The organism is Rhizobium sp. Pop5 (assembly GCF_024721175.1).
Classification (GTDB): Bacteria; Pseudomonadota; Alphaproteobacteria; order Rhizobiales; family Rhizobiaceae; genus Rhizobium.
This window is the reverse complement of sequence record NZ_CP099399.1, coordinates 2,864,039-2,886,365: the sequence shown is the minus strand read 5'-3', so window position 1 is coordinate 2,886,365 and position 22,327 is coordinate 2,864,039. Positions and strand designations below refer to the sequence as shown.

General features: G+C 62.5%; 19 protein-coding genes and 1 pseudogene. 12 read left to right on the top strand and 8 right to left on the bottom strand.

Annotated features, from left to right (window positions below):
- Positions 1-58: 58 nt before the first annotated feature.
- Positions 59-1,492 carry an aldehyde dehydrogenase family protein gene (locus NE852_RS16595; protein ID WP_008530519.1) on the top strand — a complete coding sequence of 478 codons (1,434 nt, stop codon included), beginning with the start codon at positions 59-61 and terminating at the stop codon, positions 1,490-1,492.
- Between the two features lie 62 nt (positions 1,493-1,554).
- Positions 1,555-3,294 carry an L-arabinonate dehydratase gene (gene araD, locus NE852_RS16590; RefSeq protein ID WP_258155846.1) on the top strand — a complete coding sequence of 580 codons (1,740 nt, stop codon included), beginning with the start codon at positions 1,555-1,557 and terminating at the stop codon, positions 3,292-3,294.
- A 409-nt stretch (positions 3,295-3,703) separates the two neighbouring features.
- Here araD and NE852_RS16585 read toward each other — a convergent pair whose 3' ends face one another.
- Genes NE852_RS16585 through NE852_RS16575 form a run of 3 tightly spaced genes read right to left on the bottom strand, consistent with a single transcriptional unit; the run spans position 3,704 to position 6,891 of the window.
- Positions 3,704-4,528, bottom strand: a complete 825-nt coding sequence (locus NE852_RS16585; protein ID WP_258155845.1) for a transglutaminase family protein — start codon at positions 4,526-4,528, stop codon at positions 3,704-3,706.
- 12 nt (positions 4,529-4,540) lie between these two features.
- The gene (locus NE852_RS16580) at positions 4,541-5,482 is read right to left on the bottom strand and encodes an alpha-E domain-containing protein (RefSeq protein ID WP_008530526.1); all 942 of its coding nucleotides are present in this window, start codon (positions 5,480-5,482) and stop codon (positions 4,541-4,543) included.
- A complete protein-coding gene (locus NE852_RS16575) occupies positions 5,482-6,891 on the bottom strand; it encodes a circularly permuted type 2 ATP-grasp protein (protein WP_008530527.1) in 1,410 nt (469 codons plus the stop codon). The genes NE852_RS16580 and NE852_RS16575 overlap by 1 nt, the downstream gene beginning before the upstream one ends.
- A gap of 365 nt (positions 6,892-7,256) precedes the next feature.
- Between NE852_RS16575 and NE852_RS16570 the strand changes: the two genes are divergently transcribed.
- Positions 7,257-8,159 (top strand): DMT family transporter, encoded by a 903-nt coding sequence (locus tag NE852_RS16570; protein ID WP_008530530.1) that lies wholly within the window; start codon positions 7,257-7,259, stop codon positions 8,157-8,159.
- Positions 8,160-8,214: 55 nt separating this feature from the next.
- Here the strand turns inward: NE852_RS16570 and NE852_RS16565 are convergent, their stop codons facing one another.
- The 3 genes from NE852_RS16565 to NE852_RS16555 all read right to left on the bottom strand — a co-directional run bounded on the left by NE852_RS16565 (position 8,215) and on the right by NE852_RS16555 (position 11,717).
- Positions 8,215-9,978, bottom strand: coding sequence for a DEAD/DEAH box helicase (locus tag NE852_RS16565; protein ID WP_258156711.1), 1,764 nt, complete (start codon positions 9,976-9,978; stop codon positions 8,215-8,217).
- Positions 9,979-10,224: 246 nt separating this feature from the next.
- Positions 10,225-11,340: a DNA alkylation repair protein gene (locus tag NE852_RS16560; RefSeq protein ID WP_008530537.1), complete on the bottom strand. Its 1,116-nt coding sequence runs from the start codon at positions 11,338-11,340 to the stop codon at positions 10,225-10,227.
- 71 nt (positions 11,341-11,411) lie between these two features.
- The gene (locus tag NE852_RS16555; RefSeq protein ID WP_008530539.1) at positions 11,412-11,717 is read right to left on the bottom strand and encodes a hypothetical protein; all 306 of its coding nucleotides are present in this window, start codon (positions 11,715-11,717) and stop codon (positions 11,412-11,414) included.
- A gap of 337 nt (positions 11,718-12,054) precedes the next feature.
- Here NE852_RS16555 and NE852_RS16550 point away from each other — a divergent pair.
- Positions 12,055-15,443 (top strand): annotated as a pseudogene (locus tag NE852_RS16550) (response regulator).
- Between the two features lies 1 nt (position 15,444).
- Here NE852_RS16550 and mnmD read toward each other — a convergent pair.
- A complete protein-coding gene (gene mnmD / locus NE852_RS16545) occupies positions 15,445-16,179 on the bottom strand; it encodes a tRNA (5-methylaminomethyl-2-thiouridine)(34)-methyltransferase MnmD (protein ID WP_008530545.1) in 735 nt (244 codons plus the stop codon).
- Between mnmD and NE852_RS16540 the strand changes: the two genes are divergently transcribed.
- The 8 genes from NE852_RS16540 to NE852_RS16505 all read left to right on the top strand — a co-directional run bounded on the left by NE852_RS16540 (position 16,178) and on the right by NE852_RS16505 (position 21,673).
- Positions 16,178-17,356 (top strand): FAD-binding oxidoreductase, encoded by a 1,179-nt coding sequence (locus NE852_RS16540; RefSeq protein ID WP_008530546.1) that lies wholly within the window; start codon positions 16,178-16,180, stop codon positions 17,354-17,356. The genes mnmD and NE852_RS16540 overlap by 2 nt on opposite strands.
- A 114-nt stretch (positions 17,357-17,470) precedes the next feature.
- Positions 17,471-18,178: a DUF1045 domain-containing protein gene (locus NE852_RS16535; protein ID WP_008530547.1), complete on the top strand. Its 708-nt coding sequence runs from the start codon at positions 17,471-17,473 to the stop codon at positions 18,176-18,178.
- A gap of 113 nt (positions 18,179-18,291) precedes the next feature.
- Positions 18,292-19,215: an allantoinase PuuE gene (puuE, locus tag NE852_RS16530; RefSeq protein WP_008530548.1), complete on the top strand. Its 924-nt coding sequence runs from the start codon at positions 18,292-18,294 to the stop codon at positions 19,213-19,215.
- The gene (gene uraD, locus NE852_RS16525; RefSeq protein ID WP_258155844.1) at positions 19,215-19,715 is read left to right on the top strand and encodes a 2-oxo-4-hydroxy-4-carboxy-5-ureidoimidazoline decarboxylase; all 501 of its coding nucleotides are present in this window, start codon (positions 19,215-19,217) and stop codon (positions 19,713-19,715) included. The genes puuE and uraD overlap by 1 nt, the downstream gene beginning before the upstream one ends.
- Positions 19,712-20,074: a DUF86 domain-containing protein gene (locus NE852_RS16520; RefSeq protein ID WP_008530554.1), complete on the top strand. Its 363-nt coding sequence runs from the start codon at positions 19,712-19,714 to the stop codon at positions 20,072-20,074. Before uraD ends, NE852_RS16520 begins: the two co-directional genes overlap by 4 nt.
- A complete protein-coding gene (locus NE852_RS16515) occupies positions 20,058-20,579 on the top strand; it encodes an ureidoglycolate lyase (RefSeq protein WP_205621965.1) in 522 nt (173 codons plus the stop codon). The genes NE852_RS16520 and NE852_RS16515 overlap by 17 nt, the downstream gene beginning before the upstream one ends.
- Positions 20,576-20,932, top strand: a complete 357-nt coding sequence (gene uraH / locus NE852_RS16510) for a hydroxyisourate hydrolase (protein ID WP_008530557.1) — start codon at positions 20,576-20,578, stop codon at positions 20,930-20,932. The genes NE852_RS16515 and uraH overlap by 4 nt, the downstream gene beginning before the upstream one ends.
- Positions 20,933-21,673, top strand: a complete 741-nt coding sequence (locus NE852_RS16505; protein ID WP_258155843.1) for a metallophosphoesterase — start codon at positions 20,933-20,935, stop codon at positions 21,671-21,673.
- A gap of 22 nt (positions 21,674-21,695) precedes the next feature.
- Here the strand turns inward: NE852_RS16505 and NE852_RS16500 are convergent, their stop codons facing one another.
- On the bottom strand, positions 21,696-22,325 hold the full coding sequence (locus NE852_RS16500; RefSeq protein ID WP_008530563.1) for a CDP-alcohol phosphatidyltransferase family protein: 630 nt from the start codon (positions 22,323-22,325) through the stop codon (positions 21,696-21,698).
- Positions 22,326-22,327: the final 2 nt, after the last annotated feature.

Sequence of the window (22,327 nt, the reverse complement as noted above, 5' to 3'; positions counted from 1 at the left end):
CCTGGCCGCGATCGTGGCCGGGCCGTGATGTAAACGGTAAAGGAGGCTTGTTGAGCCCATGACCATTTATCAAAACCTGATTGCCGGCGAATGGGTCGGCACGAACGCGACGAAGAACATCAACCCGTCGGATACGAACGAGGTCGTCGGCCTCTATGCCGATGGCAGCGCAGAAGACACTCGCAACGCCATCGCCGCCGCCAAGGCCGCCTTTCCCGCATGGTCGCGCTCGGGCATCTGGGAACGCCACGTCATCCTGAAGAAGACCGGCGATGAGATCATGGCGCGCAAGGACGAGCTCGGCGCGCTGCTCGCCCGCGAAGAGGGCAAGACGCTGCCGGAAGCGACCGGCGAAGTCATCCGCGCCTCACAGATTTTCGAATTCTTCGCTGGTGAAGCCCTGCGGCTGGCCGGCGAAGTCATCCCGTCGGTTCGCCCGAATATCGGCGTCGAAATCACCCGAGAGGGCCTCGGCGTCATCGGCATCATCACGCCGTGGAACTTCCCGATCGCCATTCCGGCCTGGAAGATCGCGCCGGCGCTCTGCTACGGCAACACCATCGTCTTCAAGCCGGCCGAACTGGTGCCGGCCTGCTCCTGGGCGATCGTCGATATCCTCAATCGCGCCGGACTGCCGAAGGGCGTCCTGAACCTCGTCATGGGCAAGGGCTCGGTCGTCGGCCAGGCCATGCTCGAAAGCCCCGATGTTCACGGCATCACCTTCACCGGTTCCACCGGCACCGGCAGGCGCGTCGCCGCCGCCTCCATCGAGCATAACCGCAAGTTCCAGCTTGAGATGGGCGGCAAGAACCCGATGGTCGTGCTCGACGACGCCGACCTCAATGTTGCCGTGGAAGCAGCCGCCAATTCCGGCTTTTTCTCCACCGGCCAGCGCTGCACCGCCTCGTCACGCCTGATCGTCACCGAAGGCATCCATGACAAGTTCGTCGCGGCTCTGACCGAGAAGCTGAAGACGCTCGTTGTCGACAACGCGCTGAAGGCCGGCACGCATATCGGCCCCGTCGTCGACGAACGACAGCTGAAGACCGATACGGACTATATCGAGATCGGCAAGTCGGAAGGCGCCAAGCTCGCCTTCGGCGGCGAGCTCGTTTCCCGCGACACGCCCGGCTTCTACCTGCAGCCGACGCTGTTCACCGAAGCGACCAACCAGATGCGCATTTCGCGCGAAGAGATCTTCGGACCTGTGGTCTCGGTGATCCGGGCGAAGGACTACGACGAGGCGCTTGCCATCGCCAACGACACGCCGTTCGGCCTTTCGGCCGGCATCGCCACGACGAGCCTGAAGCATGCGACGCACTTCAAGCGCAATTCGGAAGCGGGCATGGTCATGGTCAACCTGCCGACGGCAGGCGTCGATTTCCACGTTCCGTTCGGCGGCCGCAAGGGCTCGTCCTACGGTCCGCGCGAGCAGGGCAAATACGCCGCCGAGTTCTACACAACCGTCAAGACGGCCTACACGCTGGCTTAAGACAAAGCGAGATGACCCGGTCCGTACGAGGCGGTCCGGGGGTATCCTGAAGGACAGAGATTATGAAGAAGAAAGCGGAATGGCCGCGCAGGCTTAGGTCGCAGGAATGGTACGGCGGCACGAGCCGCGACGTGATCTATCACCGTGGCTGGCTGAAGAACCAGGGTTATCCGCACGACCTGTTCGACGGTCGGCCGGTGATCGGCATCCTCAACACCTGGTCTGACATGACCCCGTGCAACGGTCATCTCAGAGAACTCGCGGAGAAGGTGAAGGCGGGTGTCTGGGAGGCCGGCGGCTTCCCGCTCGAAGTGCCGGTGTTCTCCGCATCCGAAAACACCTTCCGCCCGACCGCGATGATGTACCGCAACCTTGCTGCACTTGCAGTTGAGGAAGCGATCCGCGGCCAGCCGATGGATGGCTGCGTGCTGCTCGTCGGCTGCGACAAGACCACGCCGTCGCTGCTGATGGGGGCGGCATCCTGCGACCTGCCGTCGATCGTCGTCACTGGCGGCCCGATGCTGAACGGCTATTTCCGCGGCGAGCGCGTCGGTTCCGGCACGCATCTCTGGAAATTCTCCGAAATGGTGAAGGCCGGCGAGATGACGCAGGCCGAGTTCCTCGAGGCCGAAGCCTCGATGAGCCGTTCGTCGGGCACCTGCAACACCATGGGCACCGCTTCGACGATGGCTTCAATGGCCGAAGCGCTCGGCATGGCGCTGTCAGGCAATGCCGCGATCCCGGGCGTCGATTCCCGCCGCAAGGTGATGGCGCAGCTGACCGGCCGCCGCATCGTCCAGATGGTCAAGGACGATCTGAAGCCTTCCGACATCATGACGAAGGAAGCCTTCGAGAACGCCATCCGCACCAATGCGGCGATCGGTGGATCGACCAATGCCGTCATCCACCTGCTGGCGATTGCCGGCCGCGTCGGGATCGATCTTTCGCTTGACGATTGGGACCGTTGCGGCCGCGACGTTCCCACAATCGTCAACCTGATGCCGTCGGGCAAATACCTGATGGAAGAGTTCTTCTATGCCGGCGGCCTGCCTGTCGTGCTGAAGCGCCTCGGCGAGGCTGGTCTTCTGCACAAGGACGCGCTGACGGTCTCCGGCGAAACCGTCTGGGACGAGGTCAAGGAAGTCGTCAACTGGAACGAGGATGTCATCCTGCCTGCTGAAAAGGCGCTGACCTCTTCGGGCGGCATCGTCGTGCTGCGCGGCAATCTCGCGCCGAAGGGCGCGGTGCTGAAGCCTTCGGCAGCTTCGCCGCATCTCCTGGTGCATCGGGGCAGGGCAGTCGTGTTCGAGGACATCGACGACTACAAGGCCAAGATCAACGACGACAATCTCGACATCGACGAGACCTGCGTCATGGTCATGAAGAACTGCGGACCGAAGGGCTATCCCGGCATGGCCGAAGTCGGCAATATGGGCCTGCCGCCTAAGGTGCTGAAGAAGGGCATCCTCGATATGGTGCGCATCTCCGATGCCCGCATGTCCGGAACGGCCTACGGCACCGTCGTGCTGCACACCTCTCCGGAAGCGGCCGTCGGCGGACCGCTCGCGGTCGTCAAGAACGGCGACATGATCGAGCTCGACGTCCCGAACCGCCGCCTGCATCTCGACATTTCAGACGAGGAACTGGCGCGGCGTCTCGCCGAATGGCAGCCGAACCACGATCTACCGACGTCGGGCTACGCCTTCCTGCATCAGCAGCATGTCGAAGGGGCCGATACCGGCGCCGACCTCGACTTCCTCAAGGGATGCCGCGGAAACGCTGTCGGCAAGGACAGCCACTAAACAGGGACGCATCCGAGATTGGGATCGTTGAAAAGGCGGGGTGAGAGCCCCGCCTTTGGATGTTTGCGAGGCGCGAAGCTATTCCTTCGTCATGCTCGCGGGGGCGAAAGTACGCGCTGCGAGAGCGTGCAAGGGACGGAGAGGCTGCGGCAAATTTCTTCTCCCCTCGGGGAGAAGGTGCCGGCAGGCGGATGAGGGGGCTACACGGCGTGCCCTTTCCACAAGCTATTCCGCCAAGCCGACGGCAATGCCTACCCGAGACGTAGATTAGTCGAACCAGTACTGTCGAAGCACGCATGGGAGTTCTTGAAAGACCAGCGCCGGCGGCCCCCTCATCCGCCCTACGGGCACCTTCTCCCCGAGGGGAGAAGGGGAAAACGAGAGGCCGCGTTCTGTCCTTCGGTGCCGCTCAGCTCTGGCTCTGGCTTTGCATCTGGCCGCTGTCTTCTACCTTCACCGTGACCGACAGCGTTTCACCAGGCGTGCCGATGCGCATGCCTGAAATCGGCGCGGCGTCGCGGTAGCAGAGGCCGGCGGCGAGCCTGATGTAGCGCGCATCCGGGCAGATCTCGTTGGCGGGATCGAAGCCGACCCAGCCGAGGCCGGGAATATGGGCTTCGGCCCAGGCATGGGTCGCCGCCTGTTCGACCTTTTCCTCCATCATGAGGTAGCCGGAGACATAACGCGCCGGCACCTTCAGGGCGCGGGCGGCGGCAACGAAGACATGCGCATGATCCTGGCAGACGCCGCTCTTCTTCTCGAGCACCTGTTCCGCCGTCGTCGCCGTGTCGCTGGTGCCGGGCTTGTAGTCGACGACCTCATGGATCGCCGCCATCAGAGCATGCATGCGGGCGAGTTCGTTGTCGCCACTGACGCTCTTGATCAGTTCCTTGACCAGCTTGCCGCCCTTTGTGAGCGGCGTCTCGCGCAGGAAGAGCCAGAGTGGGCAGAAACCGGTATGCGGGCCGGTGACGCCGTTGAGATCAGCCGTTTCGACCTCGCCTTCGGCGAGAATGCGCGTCACCTGCTGTTCGCCTTCGAGCGAGACCAGGTTGACGTGATTGCCGTACTGGTCGTCATATTCGACCTCAGGTGTGGCGCCCTCGACCTTCAGCGACCAGCCGAGCACCTTCTGGGCTGATGTCGTCGGCGGCGTCAGTCTCAGCCGTTGCAGGGAGAACTGCGCCGGTTCGTCGTAGCGGTATTCGGTGAGGTGGCTGATCTTCAGTCTCATATTTTCATCCGCTTAAACGTAGAACCGGTAGCCGTTGGAAATTTCCATGCCGAGCTGGTTGTTGCGCGAGACGAAATCCTCCAGGAACTCATGCAGGCCCTGATCCATGATGTCGCGGATCGCCCGCGTCTGCAGCGTGGTGCGGATCGCGTCGGCCGTATCGTGGGCGGGAAGCCGCTCCTCGTAATCCTGGGCGAGATAGCCGAGATTGCTGACGATCTTCTCATAGCAATAGGCCAGCGAGCGCGGCATCTGCACATTGAGGGTCAGAAAGTCGGCGATGTTCATCGCCCGGTATTCGCCGTCATAGGCCCAGCTATAGGCGCGGTGCGCGGAGACCGAGCGCAGGATCGATTCCCACTGCACATTGTCGAGCGAGGAGCCGACCGCCGAGACCGACGGCAGCAGCACGTAGTATTTCACGTCGAGGATGCGGCTCGTATTGTCGGCCCGCTCGATGAAGGTGCCGATGCGGGCGAAATTATAAAGCTCGTTGCGCAGCGTCGAGCCATGGAAGGCACCGCGGATGAGGCCGGCGCGGCGCTTGATGACGTCGATCACCTCGGGCAGATCGGCCGCCTTCACGCGCTTTTCGAGCAGCGCCTTCAGCTCGATCCAGCATTCGTTGGTCGCTTCCCAGGTCTCCCGCGTCAAGGCGGTGCGCACCATGCGGGCATTGTTGCGGCCGGATTCGATGCAGGACATGACGCTCGACGGGTTGGAGCGATCGCGCAGGAGATAGTCGATCGCATCGGCATTGGTCAGCTTTGCGTGGCCCTCGTCATAGGCCTCGCGCACGCCCGCACTTTGCAGCACGCCGTCCCAGTTGTCGTCGCCGGCGCTGCTGCGGGTCAGCGACATGCGCAGCCCGGCATCGACCAGGCGAGCGATATTTTCGGCGCGCTCGATGTAACGAAACATCCAGTAGAGGCCGTTTGCCGTTCTTCCGAGCATCAGTCCTCCAGTACCCAGGTATCTTTGGTGCCGCCGCCCTGGCTGGAATTGACCACCAGCGAGCCCTGCTTCAGCGCTACGCGGGTCAGCCCGCCCGGAATGATCTGGACCTTGTCGGAAACCAGCACATAGGGGCGAAGGTCGACATGGCGCGGCGCGATCCCCTTGTTGACGAGGATCGGCACGGTGGAGAGCGACAGCGTCGGCTGGGCGATGTAGTTGTTCGGCTTGGCCTTCAGCTTCTCGGCGAAATCGGCGCGCTCCTTCTTCGAGGCCGTCGGTCCCACAAGCATTCCGTAGCCGCCGGAGCCGTGCACCTCTTTGACAACAAGCTCTTCCAGGTGCTCGAGCACGTATTTCAAGCTCGATGCTTCCGAGCAGCGCCAGGTCGGCACGTTTTCGAGCAGCGCCTTGCGGCCGGTATAGAATTCGACGATCTCGGGCATGTAGGAGTAGATCGCCTTGTCATCGCAAATACCGGTGCCCGGCGCATTGGCGATGGTGATGTTTCCGGAGCGGTAGACGTCCATGATGCCAGGAATGCCGAGCGCGGAATCGGACCGGAAGGTCAGGGGATCGAGGAAGTCGTCATCGACGCGGCGATAGAGCACGTCGATCGCCTCATAGCCGCGGGTCGTGCGCATCTTCACCTTGCCGTCGATGACGCGCAGATCCGAGCCCTCGACCAGTTCGACGCCCATCATGTCGGCGAGGAACGAATGCTCGTAGTAGGCGGAATTGTAGATGCCCGGTGTCAGGACGGCGACGCGCGGCTTGCCCGCGCAGCCGGGAGGGGCGAGCGAGGCGAGGCTCTGGCGCAAGAGGTAGGGATAATCCTCGACGCGCTGCACCTTGTTCGCATGGAAGAGTTCCGGGAACATCTGCATCATGGTTTCCCGGTTTTCCAGCATGTAGCTGACGCCGGAAGGGGTGCGGGCATTATCCTCCAGCACGTAGAACTGGTCTTCGCCTGTTCGCACGATGTCGGTGCCGACGATATGGGTATAAACGCCGCCGGGCGGGCGGAAGCCGATCATCTCGGACAGGAAGGTGACGTTGTTCTCGATCAGCTCGCGCGGAACGCGACCGGCGCGGATGATCTCCTGCTTGTGGTAGATATCGTCCAGAAAGGCATTGAGCGCGATCACCCGCTGCTCGATGCCCTGGGCGAGCTTGCGCCATTCGCGGGCGGAGATGACGCGGGGGATGATGTCGAAGGGAATAAGCTTTTCGGAGCTATCGGCGTGACCGTAGACCGCGAAGGTGATGCCGGTCTTCCGGAAGATGTTCTCCGCATCGCGGGACTTGGCAATCAGATGCGCCCTGTCTTGGCTGTTGTACCATTCGAAATATTTTTCATAAGGCGGGCGAGGACTTTCGTCCCCAGTCATCATTTCATCAAATGCCAAAGGTGCGGCTCCCCTTTTTTGTTCATTTGAATACAACGTTATGTGCAATGCAAGAACCATGCGCAGTTCGGGGAAAAGATTTTGCGTTGCGGGAAAAAGGTCAAAATCCGGGCATTTGGAGCGATGAGGCGAGGCGTGCGGGACGGCTGCTTCGCACAGGCTGCGCAAAATATGAGCAGGTGATTGTTTTTCGTTCGGTGAGGTGGGTGCGAAGCGCAGATCAACTGCACACGCTTTTTCCTGTGGCCAGGCACGCCGTCCACCCAGCCATCAGCGAAATTTCAAATAAGCATCAATGCTTCGCCTTTGACTGCGACCGCAGGAGGCGGCTATCAGCACGGCATCCTTTGTCATCAGAGCCGCCCATGTCCCTTGACCGCTTCGCCCCCGCCGTCTTCGTTTTTCTCTGGTCCACGGGATGGGTGGTGGCGAAATATGCGGCGCTGCATTCCGAGCCCTTCACCTTTCTTTCGATACGGTACGGGCTGTCGGCCCTGGCTTTCCTGGCGCTCTGCCTGGTGATGCGGGCGCAATGGCCGAAAAGCCGGGCGACATGGCTGCGCGCCATCTATTCCGGCTTCTTCCTGCATGGTTTCTATCTCGGCGGTCTCTGGTGGGCGATCGCCAATGGTGTGCCTGCCGGCATATCGGGTATCATCGCGGCGCTGCAGCCGCTGCTGACGGCAATGGCGGCACCTTTTCTCGTCGGCGAGCGGCTGCAACAGACGCAGAAGCTCGGCCTTGGCCTCGGCTTCGTCGGCATCGCCATCGCCATTTCACCGAAGCTTTTCGGCCCCGCAACGGCCGATCTCAGCCATGCCGCGCTGCCGCTGGCGATCAACCTCATGGCGATGGGCTCCGTCACCTACGGCACGCTCTATCAGAAGAAACACCTGCAATCCGGCGATCTCAGAACCATTGCGACGCTGCAATATGTCGGCGCGCTGATCCTCACCCTGCCGCTGTCGCTGATCTTCGAGCACCAGCATTTCGATGGTTCGGCTCAAGCCTTTGGCGCGCTCGTCTGGTCGGTCTTCGGCCTGTCGATGGGCGGCGTCGGGCTGCTGCTTTATCTGATCCGCCGAGGGCAGGTCTCACGCGCCGCCTCGCTCATCTACCTGATGCCGCCGACCGTCGCGCTTGAGGCCTTCCTTGCCTTCGGCGAACCGCTCACGCTGCCGCTGATTCTGGGCACGGTGATCGTCGTGACGGGCGTCTACCTGACGAACCGCCGGGCAGCCGGGCAGCAAAGGCCGGCAGAGGCGTAGACAACGAAAAAGGCCGGGGAGAACCCGGCCTTTCCGCTTTTCAGTCGATCGATGATCAGGCGCGTTCGCGGCGCTGGCCACCGTTGCGGGAGCCGGAGCCGCCGCGGCGGTTGCCACCATTGCCGTCGCGGCGCTGTTCGCCGCCCTGGGCCTGCTGCGGGCCGCGATCGTCGCCGTGCTTGCGGGCCGGCCGGCCGTGGGCATGGCGGCCGTTGCCGCGATGATGACCGCTCGGCTCGCCATTGGCATGATGGCCATTGGGGCCGCCATGGGCCGGGCGCTGCGACTTTGCCGGACGGAAATCGGAGGTCGAGGCCAGATCATTGTCGGGGCCGAGATTCGGAGCCGCTTCGCCGCGGCGCTGGCCGCGGAAATCTTCATTCCGGCCGGGGCGCTCGGGACGCGGACGGCGCTCACGGCGTTCTTCACCGCCGGCGCGAACTTCGCTGCCGCTGGCGCGAGTTTCGCTGCCTTCGCCTTCACGGCGCGGGCGGCGGTCCTGGCGGCTGCCGCGATGCTCGGAACGGTTCTGGTCGCCACGGCCTTCGCCGCGACCACTGCCTTCGCGACCCTGGCCGCCGCGGTTGCGGTTGTTGCCATTGCCATTGCCGCGGCGAGGGCCGCTATTGCTGATATGGGCCGGCGGTTCGCCGCTCGCGATCGTGATGTCGATGCCCATCAGGCGCTCGATATCACGCAGCAGCTTGGCTTCATCAGGTGCGCAGAAGGCAATGGCGATGCCGTCGCGCCCGGCACGCGCCGTGCGGCCAATGCGATGGACATAGGCGTCGGGCACTTCCGGCAGATCATAGTTGTAGACGTGGCTGACGGCCGGGATGTCGATGCCGCGGGCGGCAACGTCGGTCGCGATCAGCGTCTTGATGCTGCCGTCGCGGAAGGCCTTCAGCGCCCGCTCGCGCTGGCCCTGGCTCTTGTTGCCATGGATCGAGGCGACGGAATAGCCGATATTGTCGAGGTGCTTCATCAGCTTCTCGGCGCCGTGCTTGGTGCGCAGGAAGACGATGGCGCGGCCATCGGGGTTTTCGGTCAGCGACTTGCGCAGCAGTTCCGTCTTGTCGTTCTTGCCGCCGACGAAGTGGACATACTGTTCGACCTTGTCAGCAGCCTTGCCGGGAGGCGTGACTTCGACCTTGACGGGATCGACGAGATATTCGCCGGCGAGATCGGCGATCGCCTTCGGCATGGTGGCCGAAAACAACATGGTCTGGCGCTTCTTCGGCACCAGCTTCGCGATCTTGCGCAGATCATGCACGAAGCCGAGATCGAGCATCTGGTCGGCTTCGTCGAGCACGAGATAGCGCACCGTCGTCAGCGTGATGGCGCGGCGGTTGACGAGATCGAGCAGGCGGCCGGGGGTGGCGACCAGGATATCGGTGCCCTTTTCGAGCTGCAGCTGCTGCTTGTTGATCGACACACCGCCGACGACGACGTTGATGCGCAGCGGCGACTTGCGGATGAACTTCTTCAGGTTCTCGGCGATCTGGTTCACCAGCTCGCGGGTCGGCGCCAGGATCAGCGTCCGTGTCGTACGGTTGTCGGGGCGGCGCTCGTCGGCGAGCAGCTTTTCGATGAGCGGCAGGCCGAAGGCGGCTGTCTTGCCGGTGCCGGTCTGGGCAAGGCCGATCAGATCGCGGCCTGATATGAGGAGAGGAATGGACTGTTCCTGGATCGGCGTCGGCGTTTCGATGCCGAGCTGGAACAAGGTGGCGACGATCGGCTTGGAGACACCAAGCGATTCAAAATTGGTCAAGGCATAACCTTTCGGGGCGCCACAACGACTAGCGCCGGAACGCACCATGCGATCCGGTTTCATTCTGGCGTCAAGAACCCCGCGTGAAGTGGGAACTTGTGAGTTGGAAAAAGCTTTCCAGCGCTTCTGGCCGCTCTTGGGAGTGCGGCGCTCTGTCGAAATGCGCTTTTGTCCCTTCTTCCTGCGTTTCGTATTTTCGAGCAGGGGCACGCTCACGCGGCGGCCGGAAGGGTGAAAGCTGAGCCGCATTTGGGCTAGTTTGCTGGGAAAGTCAAGTGCAGTGCACAAAAAGCGTTAATCTCGGTCGAGCAAGGGCATTCTCAGCACGAAGCTTTGCGAGGCGCTTTCCGCGCCGTTGACGAGGATGGCGATGCGGTGTTCGCCGGGATAATAGCGCCGCGTCGTGATCGGCCGGATGGCGTGGCGGCGTTCGATCGCCTGGCTTTGGCCGGGCGCGAGCGTGACGGTCTTGCATTTGAAGACCTTGGGCGAGAGCGAGCCGTCGGCTTTCACGTGATGGACGACGTAGTCGATCATCAGCGGTTGCGTGGTCTCGCCTGTATTGGTCAGGCAGATTTCGAAATCCAGCCCTTCGCCGAAGATCACCTCGCTGTTGGCGAGCCGCAGTTCGCAGGCGAGCGAGGTGGCCGCGCCGAAACCGAAATTGGCGAGCGCCTGCGCGTGGCCTTTCTTGAGCAGCGTGCGCGAGGCATGTTTCAGCAGCCACCGGCGTTCGGTGGAGGCACCCTCGATGTGGCCGGCAACGAAGCCGGCGACCAGATCGGGATGATCCTTGGCGATATCGTTCAGGCTATTGGCGACGGAGCGGCGCACATAATCCTCGGGATCGTCCATCAGCGCGGTCAGGACGGGCAGGATCGGCGCCGGGTCCTTGACGAGCTGCGGCAGGCGCATGGCCCAGGGCAAGCGCGGCCGCGTTCCCTCGCTTGCCAGCCGGCGCACATGCCGGTCGGGATCGCCGACCCAGCCGGAGATGACGGCAAGCGCCCGATCTTGGTCGCGATGAATGAAGGGGCGGATGCCGAATTCCGCGGTGAAATGCGGCGTCAGCGCCTTCAGGAGATCTAGGCCGAGATCGAAATGATCGGGGCCGCGGGCGGCGATGAACTGATTGACCGGCAGCAGCATCCAGCTGGACAGTCCAGGCCGGCTGGGGGTGGGCAGGCTTGCCTTCAGGATGGCGGCGGCTTCAGGAAAATCGTTGGGAAGGGTGACAAACAGCGCGTCCCGGATCAGCGCCGAGCGCGCCATCAGTTCCAGGGCCGGGAGGCTGTCAGTTGCCAGCGCCACGAAGCGGCTCCGATCGAAGGACGGCGCGTTGGCGGCGATGTGATCGCCCATCTCGGCGACCAACGCCTCATGCAGCAGGTTCTTGAGCGGTTCCGGCATGGTGATCCTCCCTCTTTGGGAGGATTGGACCGGCGCCGCCGGGAGGTCAAGCGGCGCCGGATGCGGTTTCTCTATTCGGTGCAGACTTTGACGCGGTAGGGGTCGCCCCAATCGTCGTGCCGCCATTCGAGGTGGCAATAGGACGGCCGGTAATAGGTCCGGTAAACCGGATAGGGGCGATAGGCGTAGGCGGGGTAGGCAGGATAAGCGGGACGGGCGGCCTCGGACAGCAGGGCGCCGCCGACGACGCCGGCGGCAAGGCCGCCCCAGAAGGCGTCGCGCGGGCGGGCATCGGCGGTGGTGGCGGTGGCGAGCGAGGCGCCGGCAAAGGTCAGCGCGATCAGGCCCGTTGCCATGGTCTTATGAAGAACGGACATGCTATTTTCCTTTCATGGTGGCTTCCATAAAGCCGTGTCGAGACTCGGCCGGGATCGCGGCGGCGCGATGGCCGCGCAAGCGCTTCCCGCATTAAATTTTCGTCATGATTTCAACGGATGCCGGCATGGAAAGGAACGATGACGGAGCGGGACTTTCCGCCGGTCGCGCCGGCCTTTCAGTCCCGTGCAAGTCGCGGCTGCCAATGTGAGGCGCCTTCAACTTGGTGAGTCGGCTCGCAAAATTCCGCCACCAAATTTATGGTTAAAACCTTGTTAAAAGCCTTGGCGTTATAGTGTTTGTAGTTGATATTTCATTCATTGCGGGAGCGACAATTTCTTGAAATCAGCCGGGGACATTCTGGAATTGGCTTGCCGCCGGATCGCTGATCTGGACACCCCGGCCTATGTCAAGAACAGCGAGCTGCGCTATATCGCCGTCAACGAGGCCTATGCCGACTTCTTCGGCCGCGAGATTTCCGATTTCATCGGCAGGCGGAGCCGCGAGCTGTTCGATCGTCCCGAGGAAGAGGATCGCGAGGACAGGGAACGCCGGGCGCTGGTATTCGGCACCGAGGAAACGCCATCTGCTTCGATGCCGCAGGCCTCCACCACGAGCGCATCGAGATCGAAAGCTTCTCTCCGTCGCCGGATCGGGCCTATGTGCTCGGCATTTTCGAAGTGCGCGAGCGCCGCGCCGTTGCCGTTGGTGTCGGCAACTTCAAGACTGTAAACGATTCCGGAATTGCCGGTGATTTCGCCGAGGTGCGGGAGGCGCTGGAAAAGCTCGATCATCCGATCGGCATCTTTGCGAAAGACGGCCGGCCGCTGGTCGTCAATTCAGCCTATCGCAACGGGGAGAAGCCTGCGGGCGCCAGCGATTCGCCCTGGGGTGAGAGCGTCGACGAACTCGACGTTCTGCGCACCGTCCTGGAGGACCTGCCTGTTGCAGTCTTCGTGCGCGACGACGAGCACCGCCTGGTTTATGCCAACAAGTATTATGAGACCTTCAGCGGCCATTCCCGCTCCGAGTATTTGGGGATGACCGAACATGAAATGTTCGGTCGGGAAGGTGGCGAGGCGATCTACCAGGAAAACCGGCTGGCGCTGGAACAGGGCGTATCGGTGGAGCTCGAGAGCGAGATGCCGAGCAAGAGCGGCCACATCTATCCGGTCATCTCACGCGTCAACCGCGTCATGACGTCGGATGGGCGAACCTATGTCGTCGGCTCCTTTTCCGACATCTCGCCTCTCAAGGAACGCGAGAAGGCGCTGATTGCTTCGCGCAAGCAGGAAGAAATACTGCATCGGGATATCGAAAGCATCCTGCGTTCGCTGCCGGTCGGCGTGCTGATCCTCGATAACGACCACCGGATCGTCTACGGCAACGACGAATTCTACAGCATCTGGGAGCTGCCGCTCGACGATCGCTTCGACGGCCGCCCTTTCCTCGACGTCATCCGCCGCAACCACGAGCTCGGGCGCTACGACGGAACGCAGGCGCCGGAGGAGATCTACGCCTTCCGCAAGCACCTGTTCGAAGCCGAAGAGCCCGAGCCGATCGAACTCGGCTGGGCAGGCGGCAAATCGGTGATCTTCGACAGCCGCCGCCTCTCCAGCGATCGCATTCTGCTGACCTATTCGGATATCTCGGCAGTACGCGAACGGGAAAATGAAATCCACGAGGCGCGCGCGGCGCTCGAGCGGCTCGGCGAAATGATGCGCGATGCGACACATGCCATGTCGCAGGGCATCGCCATCGTCCAGGACGGCGTCATCAAGATGTCCAACGAGGCGATGGCCGACATCCTGCAGATCCCGCCTCACCATATCGAGGCCGGGCGGGACTGGCTCGGCATGTTCGAATTCTGCGCGGCGCGCGGCGATTTCCACGATGCCGCCGACGAGATATTGCAGGAGTGGCGCGCCAATATCGCGACCGGGCAACCGATTTCCGCCGTCTTCCACATCGGCGGCGAGCGCTGGGTGAACATGGATGCGACGGTCAGCCGGGGACAGCATTGGGTGGCGCTGTTCACCGACGTCACCGAACTCAAGAGCCGTGAGGAAGAACTGCGCGAGCTCCTGTCGCGCGCAGAAGCCGCCGACCGCGCCAAATCCGAATTCCTCGCCAATATGAGCCATGAAATCCGCACGCCGATGAATGGCGTGCTCGGTATGGCGGAACTGCTTGCCAAGACCAATCTCGATACGCGCCAGAAGACCTTCATCGATATCATCGTCAAATCAGGCAATGCTCTGCTGACTATTATCAACGACATCCTCGACTTCTCGAAGATCGATGCCGGGCAGATGAAGTTGCGGAAAGCGGCCTTCGATATCACCGAAGCGGTGGAGGACGTGGCGACGCTCCTCTCCTCGCATGCGGCCGAGAAGAATATCGAGCTTCTGGTGCGGGCAGCACCGGATCTGCCTGCCGCCGTGATCGGCGACGCCGGGCGTTTCCGCCAGATCGTGACCAATCTGGTCGGCAACGCCGTCAAATTCACCGAGCGCGGCCATGTCTTCGTCGATGTCGGCTTCGAGACGATCGCCGGCGGCGAGATCATGGCGACGATCCGCATCGAGGATACCGGCATCGGCATTCCGAGCGAAAAGCTCGCATCGGTCTTCGACAAGTTCTCGCAGGTCGACGCTTCCTCGACCCGTCGGCATGAGGGAACGGGGCTCGGCCTTGCGATCACCGCCGGCCTGGTCGATCTCTTCGGCGGCTATCTCGACGTCGATAGCGAATGGGGCAAGGGCTCGGTCTTCACCGTCAACCTGCCCTTCGCAGTGGCGGCCGCCCGCCTTGAGCCGAAGCCGCTGCCGATCAATGTGCAGGGCGCACGCATCCTCGTTGTCGACGACAATGAGGTGAACCGGCGCATCCTGACCGAACAGCTTTCGCTCTGGGGATTCGACGGCGTCGCCGCCGAGGGCGGCGGCACCGGTCTTGCGATCCTGGAGGCGGCAGCCGATCTCGGCGTCACCGTCGACGCCGTCGTGCTCGACTATCACATGCCGGACATGAACGGCGCCGATGTCGCGCGCCGGCTGCGCGCCGACCCCCGTTTCGTCGAGCTGCCGATCATCTTCCTGACCTCGATGGATATTTCGGGCACGGAAAAGGAATTCGCGGCACTGAACGGCCATGCGCATCTGATGAAGCCGGCGCGCGCCAACGTGCTGCGCAACACCGTCGTCGAAGTGGTGCGCGCCCGTCGCGTCAAGCAGGTCTCGGAAGCCGAGATCGCCCGGCTGCAGGCCGAGGCGGCAGCGCCGGCGCCTGAGTCAGCGCCCGTGCCGCAGACGCGCGCAGCCGAATTCGTCGACGTGCTCGTCGCCGAGGACAACGAGGTCAACCAGATCGTTTTCACCCAGATCCTGCAGGGAACCGGTCTTTCCTTCCTGGTCGTCAACAACGGGCAGGAGGCGGTCGCCGCCTGGCAAAGCCACACGCCACGCATCATCATGATGGACGTCTCGATGCCTGTCATGAACGGCCATGAAGCGACCCGCACGATCCGGAAACTGGAACAGGGGCAGGGCCGCCGCGTGCCGATCATCGGCGTCACCGCCCATGCGCTCGAAAGCGACCGCGACCTATGCCTCGACGCCGGCATGGACGACTACATGTCGAAGCCGATCAGCCCTGAATTGCTGGAGGAGAAGATCCGGCAATGGCTGGGCAAGGATGAGCAGCTGCCGGAGCGTACCAGCTACTGATCTATCGGCTTGCCGAAGGTGCCTTGACGCCGCAGAGCATTTCTCGCTTGCCGGCGAAGCCTTTGCGGCGCTCGACGGCGAAACCGGCAGCGATGAGGTTGCGGCGGACGAAACCGGCCGCGGCATAGGTGGCGAAGGTGCCGTCGGGCACGGTCTTTTCGTTGACCGCAGACATCAGTTCCTCCGACCACATGTCGCCGTTGCGCGATGGGGCGAAGCCGTCGAGATACCAGGCGTCGAAGCCAGGCTCTGCCGCTGCGACGCCGTCCAGTGCCGCGCCGCAGACGACGCTGAGCCGCGTCTGGGCATCGAGATCAAGCGAGACGGTACCCACAGGCGTCTGCGGCCATGCCGCCGTCAGCGCCTCGCGCTCGGCATCGATCTCCGGCCAGTGCGAGAGCGCTCGGCCGATCTCTTCGCCACGCATCGGGTGGAGTTCGAAGGAGATGAAATGCAGATGCTGGCCGCTTATGCGGTGCAGCTTCCATTGCCGCCAGGTTTCGGCGAAGTTGAGGCCCGTGCCGAAGCCGAGTTCGCCGATCACGAATGCCTCTCGTCTGTTCCAGCGCTCCGGCAGGCCGTTGCCGGCGAGGAAGACGTGGCCGCATTCAAGCCGCCCGTCTGTCTGGCAATAAAAATGATCGCCAAAGGCGGTGGAATAGGGCATATCGCCGTCGCGCCATTCGAGCGGCTGCGGCGCGCCCGCGCCAATCTGATCTGGATTCATCTCTGCCATGGAACAAGCCGATAGTCCTGCGCCGGCGTCCGGTCAATCGTTCTCAGACTTGCTGATTATCGGCGGTGGCATCATGGGTCTCTGGGCGGCCGTCCATGCCGAACGGCGCGGCATGACCACCATTCTTGCCGATGCCGGCAGATTGGGAGGAGGGGCGAGCGGCGGCCTGCTCGGAGCGCTGATGCCGCATATGCCGGACCGGTGGTCGGAGAAGAAGCAGTTCCAGTTCGATGCCCTGGTTTCGCTCGAAGGCGAAATCGCAGCGCTTGAAGCCGCGACCGGGCTTTCGGCCGGTTATGCGAGGTCGGGGCGGCTGATTCCGCTGCCGAAACCGCATCTCAACCACATCGCCCGCGCGCATTCCGAGGATGCCGAACGCCATTGGCGGGCAGGCGAGCGCCGCTTCCACTGGCATGTGCTCGACGAGCCTGATGTCGATGGCTGGGTCGAGGAATCGGCCGGTGAGAACGGCTTCGTCCACGACACGCTCGCTGGCCGCGTTGCGCCCCGCTCGTTGATCGGGGCATTGGTCGCCTTCCTGCGGCGGGCAAAACATGTGCGCATCGTGGAACATGCTGTTGTCGCGGGTCTCGATCCCGATCGAGGCACGGCCGAGATCGGCGGCGAAACCATTGCTTTCCGTCACTGCATCCTGGCTGCCGGTCATCAGTCCTTTCCCCTGCTGCAGGATCTGACGCCGGGGCTGAGGCAGCCGCTCGGCCAGCCGGTGAAGGGCCAGGCGGCGCTGTTGAAAGCGGATATCGACCCGGCGCTGCCGACGATCTTCCTCGACGGGCTCTATGTCGTCGCCCATGAGGGCGGACATGCCGCGATCGGCAGCACCAGCGAGAACCGTTTCGACGATCCTTTTTCGACCGATGCCCAACTCGACGTACTGATCGATGCGGCGCGGGCCATCGTACCGGCGCTTCGAAACGCACCTGTCGTCGAGCGTTGGGCGGGGCTTCGCCCGAAGGCGATCGACCGCGACCCGATGATCGGCCGCCACCCCGATCACCCGCGCCTTATCGCCTTGACCGGCGGCTTCAAGGTCAGCTTCGGTCTCGCGCATCGGCTGGCGGAAGCGGCGATATGTATCGCAGGCGATGCACATTGCGAATTTTCGCTGCCGGAAAGTTTCGCGATTTCAAGCCATATCGCAGCGGCTTCACGTTAAACGTGAATTCGTTGCTGCTCTGCTTCGTTATTCTGTCATGCAAATCACCTATCTGCTTGCGCATCGACAGCGCCGGATCGTAATGGCGCTCACTTCCTTGATGGAGGAAATTGCATGCGCTATGCCATTTGCTTCACGCCTCCGGCGAGCGACCCGCTGTCGCTCGTGGCCGCCAATTGGCTTGGCCGAAACGTGTTTTCTGGCGATGTGACGGAGCCCCCGGCGGTTCGCGGCCTCGGCATTCACGAGATCGCCTTCCATACAGCCGTGCCGCGGCGCTATGGTTTTCACGGTGTCCTGAAGGCACCGTTCCACCTGCCCTCCGACATGTCGGAATCTCAACTCCTGCGCGATCTTATGCGTTTCTCCGGAACGGTGCTTCCCTTCCGGATGCCGCGTCTCGAAGTCGCCAGGCTCGGGAATTTCTACAGCCTGCTGCCAAACATCCCCTGTGAGCAGATCCAGTATCTCGCCTCCGCGATCGTGCAGGAATTCGACCGTTTCCGCGCGCCTCTCAGCGAAGCAGAAATCGAGCGCAGTGATCCCGACGGGTTGTCGGCCGCGCAGTTCGCCAATCTGCACCGTTGGGGCAATCCTTACGTGATGGAGGAATTCCGCTTCCACATGCCGGTGACAGGCCCGATCAACGCGGTCGACATGCCGCGCATCGAACCGGCGCTGCGGACGATCTTCGAACCCGTGCTGAGCGAGCCGATCATGGTTTCGAACGTGGCGCTGATGATCGAAGAGGGCGCCGGCGGTCCCTTCCGCGTTCATTCGCTCCATCCGATGGGCAAGGTCAGCGCGCGCAAGATCGCCTGAGAATCTGCGCACTAAATATTTGTTCCATAACGGGAAAATTGCGTTGCGCAGTTTCCGTCTCGACATTCCGGCTGCGAATGATACCGTTCCCCGTCTTTTCAGAAGGTGATTTAATGGTATCCGAGACCTATCCGCGCAATCTCGTCGGCTACGGGCGCCAGACGCCCGATCCGAAATGGCCGGACGAGGCGCGCATCGCCGTGCAATTCGTCATCAACTATGAGGAGGGCGGCGAAAGCTCGATCCTGGACGGAGATCCGGCATCCGAAAACCTGTTGTCGGAGATCGTCGGCGCGGCGGCATGGCCGGGACAGCGCAACCTCAATATGGAATCGATCTACGAATATGGCTCGCGCGCCGGCTTTTGGCGGCTGTGGCGGATGTTCACCGATCTCAAGGTGCAGGCGACCGTCTATGGCGTGACGCTGGCCATGGCCCGCAATCCCGAGGCCATCGCGGCGATGAAAGAAGCCGGCTGGGAGATCGCCAGCCATGGTTATCGCTGGCTGGAATACAAGGATTTTCCCGAGGATCTTGAGCGCAAGCACATCCTCGAAGCCGTGCGCCTGCACACCGAACTCACCGGTGAGCGGCCCTACGGCATGTATCAGGGCAAACCATCAGACAACACACTGCGGCTGGTTCAGGAGGAGGGCGGCTTCCTTTATTCCTCCGATTCCTATGCCGACGACCTGCCATACTGGGTGAAGGGCGTCGACGGGAAACCCTTCCTAATCATTCCCTATACGCTTGAAACCAACGACATGCGTTTCGCCACGCCGCAGGGCTTCAATTCAGGCGATCAGTTTTTCACCTACCTGAAGGACGCATTCGACACGCTCTATGAGGAAGGCAAGGACGGCAGCCCGAAGATGATGTCGGTCGGCCTGCATTGCCGGCTCGTCGGGCGTCCCGGTCGGGCGGCGGCGCTGAAGCGCTTCATCGAATATGTGCTGAAGCACGACAAGGTCTGGATTCCGCGCCGTGTCGAGATTGCCGAGCACTGGCACAAGCATCATCAGCCGGATGCGCTCTGATGCTGTCGCGCGCGGATTTTGTTTCCCGCTTCGGCGGTGTCTTCGAACATTCCCCTTTCATCGCCGAGCGCGCCTATGATGCGGGCAGCGTGAAGGAACCGCTGACCGCATCAGGCGTGCATGCGGCGCTTGCCGCCGTCTTCCGCGCGGCAAGCGGCGAGGAGCGCCTCGGCGTGCTCCGCGCCCACCCCGACCTTGCCGGGCGCCTTGCTATATCAGGCGAACTCACCGAGGACAGTCGCAAGGAGCAGGCTGGTGCCGGTCTTGACCGCCTGAGCCCGGCCGAGCATGCCCGCTTTACCGAGCTCAATTCGACCTATGTCGAAAAATTCGGCTTTCCCTTCATCATCGCCGTCAAGGGGCTCGGCAAGGACGATATCCTGTCGGCCTTCGAAGCGCGGATCGGCAATGGCCGGGACGAAGAATTCGGGACCGCGGCTGCTCAGGTCGAGCGGATCGCGCTGCTGCGCCTGACCTCGTTGTTGCCGGAGGCTGAATGAAAGAGCGGCGCACCATCGACTATCTCAATGAGATGTATGAAGCGGCATCAGAAGCGCTGTCTTTCATCGGCGGAATGGATGAGACGGCGTTCGCCGGAGACAAGCTCACCTTCAAGGCCGTTGCCTTCTGTCATTTCACCATCGGGGCGGCAGCGTCTCGCCTGCTGGTGACACATCCGGAATTTGCGACGGAACATCCAACCCTGCCATGGACGAAAATCTGCGGCACGGGCAATCGTATCCTCGAAGAGGTTTTCGATCTCAATCCGTCGGATATATGGGAGGCGACATACCGAACGCTGCCGGAGCTTCTTTCGGCGATCGATGCCGTCCGCTATTGGCATGCCCAAGGTGAGTGAAGTCATGCCCGAATGTCTCGACATCCGCCCGCTCACCAAATCCGCCTTCGCTCCCTTCGGCGAGGTGATCGAGGCCGATACGGCCTCGATGCGGCTCATCAACGGCGGCACGACGGAGCGCTTCCATGCGCTCGCGGTGGCGGAAGCGACGGGCGAGGGCGCGCGCGTCATCATCAATCTCTTCCGCGGGCAGCCGCGCAGCTTTCCCTATGCGGTCGACATGATGGAGCGCCATCCCTTCGGCAGCCAGAGTTTCTCGCCGGTTTCCGGCCGCCCCTTCCTCGTCGTCGTCTCCGAGGACGTGAATGGACGCCCCGACAAGCCTCAGGTGTTTCTGGCGCGCGGGGACCAGGGCGTGAACTACCGCCGCAATGTCTGGCATCATCCGCTGATGACGCTCGGCCAAGCCTCCGATTTCCTGGTCGTCGATCGCGAAGGGCCTGATAATAATCTGGAGGAATTCTTCTTCGAAATCCCCTTCATCATCAAAGAGCCAGCCCTATGACCGGACTGACCACGCATGTTCTCGATACCGCGCTCGGCAAGCCGGCTGAAGGCCTGAGGATCGATCTCTTCCGGATCGACGGCGAGATGCGCAGGCATCTGACGACTGTTGTGACCAATGCTGACGGAAGGGTCGATGGCGGCCCGATTCTCGTCGGCGAGAATTTCCACGTCGGCACCTACGAACTGGTCTTCCACGCCGGCGATTATCTCAGAGGCTGCGGCACGCCGCTGCCGCATCCCGCCTTCCTCGATCTCGTGCCGATCCGCTTCGGCATCGCCGATGTCAACGCGCATTACCATGTGCCGCTGCTGATTTCGCCCTATGGCTATTCCACCTACAGAGGCAGCTGAATGAGGTTCGCTGCGATCGCCGACATTCACGGCAACCATCTGGCGCTCGAGGCAGTGCTTGCGGATATTCAGGTCCAAGGCATTGAGGAGATCGTCAATCTCGGCGATTTCTTCAGCGGACCGCTGGAGGCCGGCCGGACGGCTGATATGCTGATGCCGCTTAATCTGACATCGGTTCGCGGCAACCACGACCGATACCTGATCGAGCAGGATCCGGCCGCCATGCATGCCTCGGATGCCGCTGCCTATCGGCAATTGACGCCATCCCACCTCGACTGGCTGCGCAGCCTGCCGTTCGATAGCGTCTATCGTGGCGAAGTCTATCTCTGCCATGCCACGCCTAAGGACGACAATCTCTACTGGCTGGAATCGGTTTCGCCGGAGGGGCATGTCTTCCTGAAACCGATCGAGGCGATCGCGGCACTCGCCGAAGGCATCGACCTGCCGCTGATCCTCTGCGGCCACAGCCACCTCCCGCGCGCCGTCCGCCTCTCAGACGGCCGTCTGATCGTCAATCCCGGCAGCGTTGGCTGCGCGGCCTATGACGACGAGCTGCCCTGCTACCACAAGGTGGAAGTCGGCCATCCGCTGGCGAGCTATGCCATCCTGGAAAACACCGCGGCTGGATGGATATGGCAGTTCCGAACCGTTGCCTATGACCACATGGCGATGTCGGCACTGGCCGCCGAAAGGGGCCGTGCCGACTGGGCGAGTGCGCTGGCGACGGGCTGGGTGAGATAACCCGGGTTGGCCATAGCTGCGATCATTCCTTCGTCGGTGCCTGAAGGGCGGCCGTTTGCGCCTCGCGAATGCCGGCGCCGATGCGGTTGATGATGGTCCATAGGAGAAGAAGGGCCACTACTGCCCAAAGCCACGACGTCCAGCCCGCAAACTTACCGCCAGCGGCGACATAGATGCCGAGCGCGCCGAAAAGTACTGCACGGTCGCTCTTGCCCATCGGCCCGTCGTAACGTCGGCTTGCCCCGACCGTTTGACCCAAAACGCCGGCAAATTCCGTCAGCGCCGAGAGGAATATGACTGATATCGCCGGCATCAAGCCGCTCGGATCGATGAGCGCAAAGGGCAGATACAGGGCGGCATCCGACACGACATCACCGATCTCGTTCAGATAGGCGCCCAAAATACTCTTCTGCCCGTGTTCGCGGGCGAGCATGCCGTCTATGGCATTGAGGCCCATGCGCAGGAGAAACCATACCGGCACCAGCAGGAACCAATGCGGAAGCGGAGCGACGGTCAAAAAGAGGCCAAGTGCAACCGACACGGCGGCGGCAACTGAAGTCACTTGATTGGCGGTAACGCCTCGCGCCGCGAGAGAGCGCACCAGAGGGCGAAGAATATTCTGAAATCGGGACTTCAGCTGATAAACAGACATGC

Excerpts from the sequence above, each read along its gene's own strand:
- NE852_RS16535 (WP_008530547.1), top strand. The coding sequence starts at position 17,471 with ATGCGCTATGCCATTTGCTTCACGCCTCCGGCGAGCGACCCGCTGTCG.
- NE852_RS16595 (WP_008530519.1), top strand. The coding sequence starts at position 59 with ATGACCATTTATCAAAACCTGATTGCCGGCGAATGGGTCGGCACGAAC.
- NE852_RS16565 (WP_258156711.1), bottom strand. The coding sequence starts at position 9,978 with ATGGTGCGTTCCGGCGCTAGTCGTTGTGGCGCCCCGAAAGGTTATGCC.
- uraD (WP_258155844.1), top strand. The coding sequence starts at position 19,215 with ATGCTGTCGCGCGCGGATTTTGTTTCCCGCTTCGGCGGTGTCTTCGAA.
- NE852_RS16580 (WP_008530526.1), bottom strand. The coding sequence starts at position 5,482 with ATGCTCGGAAGAACGGCAAACGGCCTCTACTGGATGTTTCGTTACATC.
- NE852_RS16560 (WP_008530537.1), bottom strand. The coding sequence starts at position 11,340 with ATGCCGGAACCGCTCAAGAACCTGCTGCATGAGGCGTTGGTCGCCGAG.
- NE852_RS16515 (WP_205621965.1), top strand. The coding sequence starts at position 20,058 with ATGCCCAAGGTGAGTGAAGTCATGCCCGAATGTCTCGACATCCGCCCG.
- araD (WP_258155846.1), top strand. The coding sequence starts at position 1,555 with ATGAAGAAGAAAGCGGAATGGCCGCGCAGGCTTAGGTCGCAGGAATGG.
- NE852_RS16505 (WP_258155843.1), top strand. The coding sequence starts at position 20,933 with ATGAGGTTCGCTGCGATCGCCGACATTCACGGCAACCATCTGGCGCTC.
- puuE (WP_008530548.1), top strand. The coding sequence starts at position 18,292 with ATGGTATCCGAGACCTATCCGCGCAATCTCGTCGGCTACGGGCGCCAG.
- NE852_RS16500 (WP_008530563.1), bottom strand. The coding sequence starts at position 22,325 with ATGTCTGTTTATCAGCTGAAGTCCCGATTTCAGAATATTCTTCGCCCT.
- NE852_RS16540 (WP_008530546.1), top strand. The coding sequence starts at position 16,178 with ATGGAACAAGCCGATAGTCCTGCGCCGGCGTCCGGTCAATCGTTCTCA.
- NE852_RS16520 (WP_008530554.1), top strand. The coding sequence starts at position 19,712 with ATGAAAGAGCGGCGCACCATCGACTATCTCAATGAGATGTATGAAGCG.
- mnmD (WP_008530545.1), bottom strand. The coding sequence starts at position 16,179 with ATGGCAGAGATGAATCCAGATCAGATTGGCGCGGGCGCGCCGCAGCCG.
- uraH (WP_008530557.1), top strand. The coding sequence starts at position 20,576 with ATGACCGGACTGACCACGCATGTTCTCGATACCGCGCTCGGCAAGCCG.
- NE852_RS16555 (WP_008530539.1), bottom strand. The coding sequence starts at position 11,717 with ATGTCCGTTCTTCATAAGACCATGGCAACGGGCCTGATCGCGCTGACC.
- NE852_RS16570 (WP_008530530.1), top strand. The coding sequence starts at position 7,257 with ATGTCCCTTGACCGCTTCGCCCCCGCCGTCTTCGTTTTTCTCTGGTCC.
- NE852_RS16585 (WP_258155845.1), bottom strand. The coding sequence starts at position 4,528 with ATGAGACTGAAGATCAGCCACCTCACCGAATACCGCTACGACGAACCG.